8 protein-coding genes are annotated in these 8822 nt (G+C 25.9%); 4 read left to right on the top strand and 4 right to left on the bottom strand.

The features are described from left to right. The first annotated feature begins 210 nt into the window (after positions 1–210). The 3 genes from CLOACE_RS11155 (at position 211) to CLOACE_RS11145 (ending at position 2069) form a co-directional block, all read left to right on the top strand. Positions 211–426: a FeoA family protein gene (locus tag CLOACE_RS11155; protein ID WP_070111328.1), complete on the top strand. Its 216-nt coding sequence runs from the start codon at positions 211–213 to the stop codon at positions 424–426. Between the two features lie 200 nt (positions 427–626). Further along, positions 627–1532 carry a chemotaxis protein gene (locus CLOACE_RS11150; RefSeq protein WP_070111327.1) on the top strand — a complete coding sequence of 302 codons (906 nt, stop codon included), beginning with the start codon at positions 627–629 and terminating at the stop codon, positions 1530–1532. A 78-nt stretch (positions 1533–1610) separates the two neighbouring features. Next, entirely contained in the window at positions 1611–2069 is a 459-nt protein-coding gene (locus tag CLOACE_RS11145; RefSeq protein ID WP_070111326.1) for a DUF441 domain-containing protein, read from the top strand. Between the two features lie 167 nt (positions 2070–2236). Here CLOACE_RS11145 and CLOACE_RS11140 read toward each other — a convergent pair whose 3' ends face one another. Both CLOACE_RS11140 and CLOACE_RS11135 read right to left on the bottom strand, forming a co-directional pair. Continuing rightward, positions 2237–3016: an SDR family NAD(P)-dependent oxidoreductase gene (locus tag CLOACE_RS11140; protein WP_070111325.1), complete on the bottom strand. Its 780-nt coding sequence runs from the start codon at positions 3014–3016 to the stop codon at positions 2237–2239. A 51-nt stretch (positions 3017–3067) separates the two neighbouring features. Further along, positions 3068–5146, bottom strand: a complete 2079-nt coding sequence (locus CLOACE_RS11135; RefSeq protein WP_070111324.1) for a methyl-accepting chemotaxis protein — start codon at positions 5144–5146, stop codon at positions 3068–3070. An 813-nt stretch (positions 5147–5959) separates the two neighbouring features. On the opposite strand from CLOACE_RS11135, the gene CLOACE_RS11130 reads away from it, so the two are divergent. Continuing rightward, entirely contained in the window at positions 5960–6229 is a 270-nt protein-coding gene (locus tag CLOACE_RS11130) for a hypothetical protein (RefSeq protein ID WP_070111323.1), read from the top strand. Positions 6230–6581: 352 nt separating this feature from the next. Here the strand turns inward: CLOACE_RS11130 and CLOACE_RS11125 are convergent, their stop codons facing one another. Together CLOACE_RS11125 and greA are read right to left on the bottom strand one after the other, a co-directional pair. Next, positions 6582–7604: an ADP-ribosylglycohydrolase family protein gene (locus CLOACE_RS11125; RefSeq protein WP_070111322.1), complete on the bottom strand. Its 1023-nt coding sequence runs from the start codon at positions 7602–7604 to the stop codon at positions 6582–6584. Between the two features lie 482 nt (positions 7605–8086). Beyond that, complete coding sequence (gene greA / locus CLOACE_RS11120; protein ID WP_101495424.1) at positions 8087–8554, bottom strand: transcription elongation factor GreA; 468 nt, start codon at positions 8552–8554, stop codon at positions 8087–8089. Between the last annotated feature and the right edge of the window lie 268 nt (positions 8555–8822).

The following is an 8822-nucleotide window of genomic DNA, read 5'->3' as shown; positions in this document are numbered from 1 at the left end:
ATTTAGAAAGTGAATTTAATACAAATCCCAAAATGTATATAAATATTACATTAGCTATAGTTTCTCCTTTTAACACTTTATCATTACAAATATTAATTTTTATAAAAATATAAATTAAAGTTATAATTGTAGGAAAAACAAAGGCACTTTTATTTGGAAATCTTAAAGATTGAAACATCATATATATGTATAATATAGGCATTAAAAACATTGTATTTTGTAAATATTGGTGATGAAGCAATTATTAAATACATAAAAGATTCAGGAATAGCAAAACAAAAATTAGAAGCTTTAGGTTTAACTCCTGGTACAAAAATAACTATACTGTCAAATAATATGAATGGTTCTTTTGTGGTTTATGTTAGAGGATGTAAACTAATACTTGGTAATTCTATAACTTCTAAAATAATAGTAAAAGTTATATAATATAACTGATAATGAATTTTAATATCAATTATATTATATATTTAATTCTACAAAAATCAAATACTTATTTACATTTTATTTTTAACTTTTTCACACAAGTTATCTAAATAGTGTATAGTCATTTGGTTTTTATTCGAAATATTCAATAAGATATATGCTAAAATTAGTATATATAAAAGTAATATAAAAGAAGTGAAACTATGAATAATAATATACTGCTAGAATCCGGTACAGGAGAATTAGAAATTTTAGAGTTTGTAGTAAGCAATAAACATTACGCCATTAATGTTATAAAAGTTAAAGAAGTTTTAGATGTAAACAATTTAACAAAACTTCCACAAACTCATCCTGCTATAGCTGGATTAATATTATGCAGAGAAGAAATAATAACATTAGTAGATTTAAAATACGTTTTAGATGGTACAAAACAAAATTTAAGTAATTCTAAAACTATTATATGTGAATTTAATAAAATAAAAGTGGCATTTAATATTGATGACATTATAGGTGTTCACCGTATTAAATGGTCTGAAATAATGAAACCAGATGATTTATCCATTAATTCACTAGTTATAGGAAATATCATTTTAAAAGATAGAATACTTTTGCTTTTGGATTTTGAAAAAATAGTTACAGATATTAGCCCAAGTACTGGTATTAGCGAGGATAGACTTGATAAAATAAGTTATAAGGATAGGTCTAATATTAAAATTGCATTAGCAGATGATTCAGCTTTAATAAGAAAGTTATTAAAAGATACTTTGACTAAAGCTGGATTTAAAAACTTAAAAATTTTTAATGATGGAAAAGAAACTTTGGATTTTTTACATGCCATTTTAGAAGAAAAAGGTGAAAACTTTACTGATTACATTCAAGCTCTTATAACAGATATTGAAATGCCTCAAATGGATGGACATACTCTTACAAGAAAAATAAAGGAACATCCTATTTTAAAAAAGCTTCCTGTTATAATATTTTCTTCACTTATTACAGATAATTTAAGACATAAAGGTGAGGCTGTAGGTGCAGATGCTCAGCTAAGCAAACCAGAAGTAGGTGGCTTAGTAGATTTAATAGACGGTTGTGTGTCTAATATTAAAAATTAAAATATTTTAAACATCACTAACATTTATTTTATTAATATAATAATATTAAATTCTTATTATTATATTTGAGGTTATAAAATGATTGAAAAAATTATATTAATAACATTAATTTTAGCTTGTATTTTTACCAAAAATAAACCTATGGTATTAGCATCTATAATAGTACTTATTTTTTCTTTTATAAACAATGATAATATCATAAAATTTTCTAGGAAATATTTTTTAGAAACTGGTCTGTGTTTTTTAATGATATGGATGCTTATACCTTTAATAGACAAAAACAAAGAATCTATTTTAGATGTAAAAAATTATTTAAATTTAAATGGCTTTGTATCAATTGCCTGTGGTATATTTGTAGCTATAATTGCTAGTAAAGGATTAAATTTCTTAACTGGAAATGTTTCTGTACTAGGTGGGGTAATTTTAGGCTCCATCATTGGAGTAGCATTTTTAGGCGGAATACCTGTAGGTCCAATGATTGCATCTGGAATATCTTTTGAAATAATTGCCATGATAAAATACTTTGTTGAAAAATAGCTAGAGTTTTTGGAGTTAAGAGTTAAGAGAGAAAAGTTAAGAGTTTTGGAGAATTTTTCTCCATTAGCATTACGAAAAATTTAAAATTATATTAATAATACAATTTCAGTAAAAATAAAATTTTTACTGAAATTGAACCACAACTCTTAACTTTTTTCTATTAACTCTTAACTTTTAAAAATTGCATTGCTTTGAATTTTTTTTACTATGTTTGCTAAAATACTTCTAGGTGTTATTTTTGATAAAAATACTAAGAATTTATTTAAAATACCAGGTACAACTACTTTTTTTCCTTTCATTAATCCATCATAGGCTATTTCAGCTACTTTTCTAGGATTCATAGCATTTTTTAAATCACATTTACCTGCATTTTTGCTAAATTCTGTGCTAGTAGTTCCAGGGCAAAGAGCTGTTACTGTTATATTGTAATGTTTAAGCTCATTACATATAGCTTCTGAAAAAGATAAAACATAAGCTTTTGTAGCATAGTATACAGCTATTATAGGACCTGGTTGGTATGCTCCTGTTGAAGCTACATTTAATATTTTACCTTGTTTTCTTTCTATCATATCTTTTACAAATAATCTTGTTAATTCCGTTAAAGCTGTTATGTTAATGTTTATGGTATCTATATGCTTTTTTAATTCTATTTCATGAAAAAAACCGCAACTACCTATACCTGCATTGTTTACAAGTATATCTATATTAATATTTGATTTTTTTACTTCATTAAAAACTTCTTTAGCTGCATTTATTTTAGTTAAATCTTTTTGTATAACTTTAGTTTTTACTCCGTAGCATTTTAATATTTTTTCTGCCATTTCATTTAGTATATTTTCTCTTCTAGCTACTAATACAATATTATACCCCTTTTCAGCAAATACTTTTGCCAATTCATATCCTATTCCTGAAGATGCTCCTGTTATTAAAACTGTTTTGTTATTCAAATTCTACACCAACCTATTTTATGTTTTCATTAATAATAGTTCCTGCTTATTTTAAATTTCAAAATAATTTATAGATTCTTTAAGATTTTTAGATACATCTCTTAATTCATCTGCTGATTCAGATATATTATCAAAAGTGTTTACCTGATCTTGTACAGTAGCAGACAATTCTTCTGTAGCTGCAGCAAACTTTTCAGATATATCTTTTATAGAAACTATAGAATTTAGTGCATCCTCCTTTTCACTATTTATTACATTTACATTTTTCATAAGTATATTAATATTATTTATAGTTTCTTTTACTACTTTAATTATACTTTCAAAAGTTTCATTAGTTTTTTCTATGGAATATTTAGAGTCATTAATAGTTACACCAGCCATATCTATACTGTCTTTTGTAATTTGAATTTCTCTTTGAATTTCTTTTATTATATCCTCTATTTCTTTAGCAGAATAAGATGTTTGCTCTGCTAGTTTTTGTATTTCATGTGCTACTACTGTAAAGCCTTTTCCTGCTTCTCCAGCTCTTGCAGCTTCAATAGATGCATTTAATGCTAATAAATTTGTTTGATCTGCAATGCCTTGAATTGTAGTTAATATTTTAGCCACATCATCAGATTTATTATTAAGTATTATTACATTTTGAGAAACCTTGTGGGTAACTTCCTTATTGTTTTCAAATTTATTTTTTAAATCTAAAACTGTATTTATGCCTTCCTTTGTAACAGATTCAGAATTTTCTGCATATTCTTTTAAAATATTAGAAACATTCACTACAGAATTTATATTTTCTGCAAGATTGAAAAGAACTTTAGTTGCCGTTTCTGCTTGTTTGGCTTGATTTGTTGTACCTGCTGCAATTTCTTCTATTACTTCAGAGGTTTCATTTATAGACTTTAAATTATCAGAAACAATATCTGCTAGCTTATTTGAATTTTTATAAGAATTTTCAGAAGTTACCTTAATATTTCCTACCAAATTTCTAATAGCTTCCCTCATTTTTCCTACAGACTTTGCCATTATACCAGTTTCATCTTTATTATCCAATAAAAAATTATAATCTTTATTATCAGCAAAATTAAAATCTGCAGTAGAATTTATAATTTTTGTAATATTTACAATAGGTTTAGAAATTACATTTCCTAAATAACAAGCTACCATAGTTGAAGCAGCTATAGAAATTATAGTTACACTAATGATTAACTTTATAAGATTATATACTCCTTTATATACTTCTTTTGAAGGTACAGCAATACAAAATGTCCAATCATTATTTAATTTTGCATAACTTACTATTTTTTCCACATCATTTTTCTTGTATTGTTTAAAACCAGATTTATTGTTTTTTATTTCTTTTGTAACAGGAATATAATATCCATTATCTACTCTTTCAAGATTATCTTTTATTTTATAAGTAGGATGAGATAAAAAATCATTTTTTTCATTTACAAGAAATCCATAACCTGTTTCATAAGCTTTTGTGTTTTTTACATAACTTTCAATTCTTTCAAAATTCACATCCATACCTACAACACCTATGGTTTTGCCGTTTTTATATAAAGGTACTACATAGGATATCATATTTACATTTATATTAGCATTAAAATAAGGATTAAGCCATACAGCCTTTCCTGCTTTTACAGGTACATAGTACCAACCTACATGTTCTATATCCTCAGTGTCATATTTACTAAAATCTGTAGGTACAAGTTTTTCAAGACTTCCTGCACCTTTTTCATCCGCATAAAAAAGTCCTGAAGTAGCTGGAGTTTTTTCCGGATTAAATCTTATGTAAAAAGCCATAGCACCAGTATTTTCAGCAATTTTTTTTGCTACAGGTTCAATTTTTTCCTGATAGCTTTTTAAATACTGTTCATCACTAAAAAATTTATCTTCATTATCTAACATTTCAATGCAAGAAAAAGCCAGTGCATTAACAGAACTTTCAATTTCTTTTATAGTTACATTTAGTTCTGCTGCAGTATTAGAAGATTTTAATTTTAGCTCATCCTTTGAATTGCCTTGTATTACTTTTAAGTAGTTAAATGAGGTTATTAATCCTACTAATAAAATTGATAAAACAGAACATAAAACTATAGAGACTATTATTTTACTTCTTATCTTCCTCACTTTAATTCCCCTATTATTTTAAATTTTATCCATTATATTCTATAATATATTATATATTACTATTCGTCATTTTTCTATATATTTGTTTTAATTTCCAGTAATTTTAGATATAAAATTAAAATTATTTTTTGTATTGTATGAAAAAAGATTTTCCTTAGGTATCTATCTATAATTTTATTCTTATTTTAATTTTCTAATACACTCTATACTAAATTATATAGCTATATTTTCCCTTTTTCTATATTATTACATAAACTTAAACTACTTTTAACAATGCACAAGAATAAAATCTCATCTAAAAAGAAAAAGCTTATAAAAAACTTTTAATTCTTTAAAGTAATCTAGTATAATATCAGAGAAAAAATAATTTAAAATAATAATACTATAACCATAAAGAGATTTTGGAAATAAGTCATTTCATTAAGACACTCTAAGAATAAAAAAAACAAAAAACTCCTACCCAATTTATGCCCCATCCTTGGGGCGGAAATTGGCTCATCACGTCCTGTGATGAATTACGGAGTTTTTTGTTTTTTTATTCTAAGACTGTCTAAAATTCATTCAAATTATTTCCAAAATCTCTTTATGGTTATAGTATTATTATTTTAAATTATTTTTTCTCTGATATTATACTAGATTACTTTAAAGAATTAAAAGTTTTTTACTTAGAGTATAATTTTATTAATCAAATATAGTATTAATTACCCCTTGGATAAATTATACAAATATCACAAAACATTACTCATAAATTTTACTAGCATTTAATAACTTTATAATAATAGTGTGATATTATAATATTGAGGTGATTGTTATATGAGTATACAAATATATCAAAACCGAGATTTTAAAATTTATAAGGCTGGTGATGGTTTTATAGTGCATAATAAGCATAAAAATTTTAAAAATGGTCATACTCATGTAAAAAAATATAGTACTTGCATGGTAATGATAAAACTGCTAGAAAGAAAGCAAATACCAAGGAGCAAAAGCAAATATTTTATAGATAGCCTCATAAGATTAAGTAGTGATAAAAAATATACAAAAAAAATTATTAAATATACGGACTCAATTAAAATAGCTTAGCTAAATTTAGATTATTGAAAAAAATAATTAAAAATAATGTGTATAAAAACAATAATATTAGCACCATAAAGAGATTTTGGAAATAATTTGAATGAATTTTAGAGACTCTTAGAATAAAAAATAAAAAAACTCCGTAATTCATCACAGGACGTGATGAGCCAATTTCCGCCCCAAGGACGGGGCATAAATTGGGTAGGAGTTTTTTTATTTTTTATTCTAAGAGTCTCTAAAATTCATTCAAATTATTTCCAAAATCTCTTTATGGTGCTAGTATTATTGTTTTTATACACATTATTTTTAATTATTTTTTTCAATAATATAAATTTAAATAAAACTTCTTAAATGCTAACATTTACATAGATTTAATTAAAATATCTGTTAACTTTTCTGCCATACCTTTAAAATCTAAATTGTTTACAGTGTAGATTAAATCTATGTATTTTGAAGGAATGGAGTCTATTCCTTTTATAGCACCACAAATGCCACAAGCCATGGCTCCTATAGTGTCTGTATCACCGCCTATATTAGCTGCAAGCTTGGCACACTTTATTGTATTTGCCTTAGATAAATAAACCAATGCTAAAGCACAGGGAACAGATTCTGAAGCTGAAAAACCAGTACCTATTATATCATAAAGATTTTGAAGTGCATCTTCTTCGCTATAAGCTTTCTTTACAATATCAATAGCTATTTTTATTCTCTTTCCTACTGATGGTGCTGGTACATCAAAGCCTTTTTTTAAAGCCTTTATAGCAGTTTTTGATGCAGTTTCTATTATTTCATTTAAATCCTCCATTCCACATATTCCACAGGCTACTGCAGAAGCTATAGCACAAGCTCCTGAAATAGCTACATTAGTATTATGAGTAGGAAGACTTGCTAATTCTACATTGTCTATTAATTTTTCTACTTCTTGAAAGCTACTTATTATTCCTACGGGAACTATTCTCATAGCCGCTCCATTAGTTGTACCGTTAATACCTACTTCTCTTAAAGTAACACCTTTTTTATAATTTTTAAATGCTTCCTTAACACTAGGTCCAATAAATTCTTCTTTTAATTCTTCACTCATTCCATCAATCCATTTTATTAACTTTTCCATTATATCTTCAGAAACAACTTTTCCACCATTCTCTACTATTGATTCAGCTAATAAAAAAGTTTGTATAGTATCATCTGTAACTTGTCCCATTTTAAGGTAATATGTTACCAAATTTTGTTTAGGTGGTTCTACAAAATCTTCTACACACACAAGGTTAGTTTTTATTTCTTCTCTTGTAAACCACTCTGCAGGCATCCCCATTGTATCCCCTATAGCTACTCCAACAAGTGCTCCGTATACTTTTTTTATTAATACTTCCTTTAAATTATCCATATTATGTAATACACCCCTGATTCATAGTACTTTCCTAAATACATGTATAGATTACATCATTTTAGAATATTTTGTCAACTTAATTTATTTTTAATTTTATCCCAATTTCTAGTGGCTAATTTTATTTTATCATTAAAAAGTAGTGTATTTTTCAGCATAAAATTTACAATAAAAAATTAGTGCTGCTAGTGTTATTAAGTAATGGGGTAAATAAGTCATTTCATTAAGAGACTCTAATAATAAAAAATTAAAAAACTCCTACCCAATTTATGCCCCGTCCTTGGGGCGGAAATTGGCTCATCACGTCCTGTGATGAATTACGGAGTTTTTTTATTTTTTATTCTAAGAGTCTCTAAAATTCATTCAAATTATTTACCCCATTACTTAATAACACTAGCAGCACTAATTTTTTATTGTAAATTTTATGCTGAAAAATACACTACTTTTTAATGATAAAATAAAAAAAGCCCTAAGGCTTCTTTTTAATCCAATATCTTAATTACTTCTATTTCATAGTCTCCATCTGGAGAATTTACAGTAACTTTTTCACCTATTGGAAGTTTATATAAAGATTTTCCTAAAGGTGATTCTATACTTATTTTCATATTTTTAAAATCAGATTCTACAGAACTTACTAAAGTTATTTCAAAGCTTTCATCAGTATCGTAAAATTTAACTAAAGCTTTTTTATTAATATCAAATACATGTTTTTCAGAAGTTTCTTCAACTATTACTGCATTTCTCAATTGAGCTTCTAGTTCTAATATTCTGGTTTCAGTTAGAGATTGGTCATCTTTAGCAGCACTATAATCTGCATTTTCACTTAAATCCCCTTGAGCACGAGCAGCTTTTAGTGCTTCTTTGATTTCTGATCTTTTTACAGTCTTTAGATAGTTTAATTCTTCTTCAATTTTCTTCTTACCAGACTCTGTTAAAATTAATTTATCCAATTGCATCACCATCCTAAATTTATTTTTATATGAAAATTATAATATGTACACATAAAATAATAATACTAAACCACTTATTTTTCAAGTATACCCTAATCAGGAAAGAGTATACTAAAATATAACATAATAGGATATATATCGGAACAAACTCTTGCCTAATTAATACTTGATACTTGGGCAATTTTATTTAAGCATTAATAATAGTTGCAGCATAAAATTTACATTAAAAAATTAGTGTTGCTGTGTCCTTAAGTAATGGGGTAAATAA

Source organism: Clostridium acetireducens DSM 10703 (assembly GCF_001758365.1).
Classification (GTDB): Bacteria; Bacillota; Clostridia; order Clostridiales; family Clostridiaceae; genus Clostridium_C; species Clostridium_C acetireducens.
The sequence above is the reverse complement of the archived record's forward strand: the minus strand, read 5'-3'. Positions and strand labels throughout refer to the sequence as shown.

Excerpts from the sequence above, each read along its gene's own strand:
- CLOACE_RS11125 (WP_070111322.1), bottom strand. The coding sequence starts at position 7,604 with ATGGATAATTTAAAGGAAGTATTAATAAAAAAAGTATACGGAGCACTT.
- CLOACE_RS11150 (WP_070111327.1), top strand. The coding sequence starts at position 627 with ATGAATAATAATATACTGCTAGAATCCGGTACAGGAGAATTAGAAATT.
- CLOACE_RS11130 (WP_070111323.1), top strand. The coding sequence starts at position 5,960 with ATGAGTATACAAATATATCAAAACCGAGATTTTAAAATTTATAAGGCT.
- CLOACE_RS11145 (WP_070111326.1), top strand. The coding sequence starts at position 1,611 with ATGATTGAAAAAATTATATTAATAACATTAATTTTAGCTTGTATTTTT.